We start from the raw sequence: 1,552 nt of genomic DNA, 5'->3' as shown, positions 1-1,552 counted from the left end.
GGTCGCGGTGGCGCCCGCCATTGTCGCGGCCATGGCCATCGCGTTGGCCATTGTCGCGGCCGTTTCCATTGTCCTGATTGAAGGCCAGCTCGCCCTCGATCACCGGCTGCGGGCCGGCACCTTGGTTGGCGGCCGCGGCCGGAGCTTCGCCGGCATTGCTGTTGCCGACAGTGTCGAACTCGTCGCGATCCTCGTCCGCGTCGTCATCGAAATCGTCGCGATTCTGCTGGACGTTCTGGATCGGCATCTGCGCCTGCGCGGCGGCAATGATGCGATTGTAGTGTTCGGCGTGCTGAAGATAGTTTTCCGCCATCACCCGGTCGCCGGAGCTTTGCGCGTCACGGGCGAGTGCGGCGTATTTTTCGGCGATCTGCTGAGCCGATCCGCGGATCTTCACATCCGGGCCGTTGCTCTCGTAGTTGCGCGTCAGGGGATTGGGGCCCTTGCGGTTGTTGTTGTTGCCACCGCCGCCGCCATTGTTATTGCGACCGCGCATGCGCCTGTTCTGCTGTTGTGGCCTCATTCGACTCTCTTCAGTGTGAAATTTTTGAAAACTCTTCGCGAACGGAGGCGCTCATGCAGCCAGCCGTTTCGTTTCTTCACCGGCGTTCGCCCGCATCAATTGCGTTGGCGCCACGTGCCATCCTGTTCCGGTTACATCACTTGCCGGACGATTCCCGCACGAAGCATTGGCGTCGATCGCGCAAGAAGGCAGCTATTTCCAAGGAAAACCGAATCGCTAAGAGCACTGCCTGCTTCGTCTCATCCGGCTACTTTGACCCTAGCTGCATTCCCGGGCATTGCCAAGCCCTTTTTCGCACTGCATCAGGGCTTTGCGCGTTCGAACACCAGAGCCCTGTCGTTACCGCCGAGGTCGCGAAACTTATCGGCCAACCGATAGCCGGCTGCCGTGAAGATGTCCGCCACTTCGATTCGCTGCGTGTGGCCGATCTCGACCACGACCAAGCCTTCGGTTTCCAGAAAGCCCGCCGCCTCAGCGGCTATGATCCTGTAGGGGTCCAGACCGTCCGCGCCGCCGTCAAGCGCCAGATGCGGATCGAAACCGCGGACCTCGTCCTGCAGATTTCCTATGTCTTGCCGAGATATATAGGGAGGGTTTGCGGCAATTACATGGTAGCTGCCGGAAACTTTTGCAAACCAGTTGGATTCAAGCGTTTCGAACCGGTCGGCGAGCCCCAGGTCACGGGCATTGCGCATGGCTGTTGCCAGCGCACCCGCGGCTATGTCGACACCGGTCGCGACAGCGCCGGGAACGGCGCTAAGCAGCGCCAGCGCGATGGCGCCACTACCGGTGCCGAGATCGAGGATACGGCATTCGCCTTGCCGCTCCGCCGTTGCCTTGGCGAAGGGCAGGATCGCCTCGACCAACGTCTCGGTGTCGGGGCGCGGCTCCAGCGTCTCCGGCGAGAGCCATAGCCTCAGTCCGTAGAACTCGCGAAACCCGAGGATTCGGTGCACCGGCTCGCCTGCGACGCGCCGTCGCAGGGCCGCATCGATGGCCACAATCGCCTCCGCCGGCACGGGTCGCGCC

The 1,552-nt window shown here is 62.4% G+C and carries 2 protein-coding genes; both read right to left on the bottom strand.

Annotated elements, in window-relative coordinates; translation table 11 throughout:
• A partial coding sequence (locus tag EN745_RS34640; RefSeq protein ID WP_245487907.1) for a DUF4167 domain-containing protein occupies positions 1-496 on the bottom strand: 496 nt, incomplete at its 3' end.
• A gap of 329 nt (positions 497-825) precedes the next feature.
• The coding region (prmC, locus tag EN745_RS34635; protein ID WP_127423304.1) for a peptide chain release factor N(5)-glutamine methyltransferase at positions 826-1,552 on the bottom strand (727 nt) is incomplete at its 5' end.

The sequence above is a fragment of the Mesorhizobium sp. M4A.F.Ca.ET.022.05.2.1 genome, assembly GCF_003998845.1.
In the GTDB taxonomy this organism is placed as follows: Bacteria; Pseudomonadota; Alphaproteobacteria; order Rhizobiales; family Rhizobiaceae; genus Mesorhizobium.
The sequence above is the reverse complement of the archived record's forward strand: the minus strand, read 5'-3'. Positions and strand labels throughout refer to the sequence as shown.